This is a genomic window from Pseudomonas sp. GM102 (assembly GCF_000282555.1).
Classification (GTDB): domain Bacteria; phylum Pseudomonadota; class Gammaproteobacteria; order Pseudomonadales; family Pseudomonadaceae; genus Aquipseudomonas.
Map to the genome: position 1 here is coordinate 1 of NZ_AKJB01000142.1, position 824 is coordinate 824.

1 protein-coding gene is annotated in these 824 nt (G+C 63.2%); it reads right to left on the reverse strand.

Annotation, left to right across the window (positions count from 1 at the left end):
* On the reverse strand, positions 1 to 824 hold an 824-nt coding region (locus tag PMI18_RS02175), incomplete at both ends, for an Ig-like domain-containing protein (RefSeq protein WP_007907098.1).

Genomic DNA, 824 nt, shown 5'->3' on the forward strand with positions numbered 1-824 from the left:
CTGCCGGTGTTGCCGGCCAGATCAGCCACACCGGTATTGTTCAGGGTGATGACGTTGCTCGGGTCACTCACGCCGACGGTTGGCGTGAAGGTCGCGGTCCAGGTGATACCGCCGTCACTGCTGCTCACCGCAGTCAGTGTGCCGTTGGCGATCGTCAGGTCGGCATTGGTGAATCCGCTCACCGCCTCGGAGAAGGTGATGGTCACCAGCGAAGTTTCACCCGCTGCCAGCGTCGTATCCGCCAGCACAATCGTGGCGGTCGGGCGCACGGTGTCGATGGCGTAGTTGTTGGAATCAGTGGTGCCACTGCCGGCGTTGCCCGCCAGATCCGCGATGCCGGTGTTATCCAGGGTGATCAGGTTGGTGGTGTCGTTGATGCTCGCGGAAGGTGTGAAGGTCGCCGTCCAGGTGATGCCGCCGTCGCTGCTGCTCACCGCGCTCAACGTGCCGTTGGCGATGGTCAGGTCAGCGTTGGTAAAACCGCTGACCGCTTCACTGAAGGTGATGGTCACCAGCGAGGTTTCGCCGATTCTCAGCGCCGTGTCCGCCACCACGATGGTTGCCGTTGGCCGCACAGTGTCGACCGCATAGTTGTTGGAGTCGGTGGTGCCGCTGCCGGCGTTGCCCACCAGATCCGCCACGCCAGTGTTGTCCAGGGTGATCAGGTTGGTCGTGTCGGTGATGCTGGCGGTCGGGGTAAACGTCGCCGTCCAGGTGATGCCGCCGTCGCTGCTGCTGACCGCGCTCAAGGTGCCGTTGGCGATGGTCAGGTCGGCGTTGGTGAAACCGCTGACCGCTTCACTGAAGGTGATCGTCACCAGCGA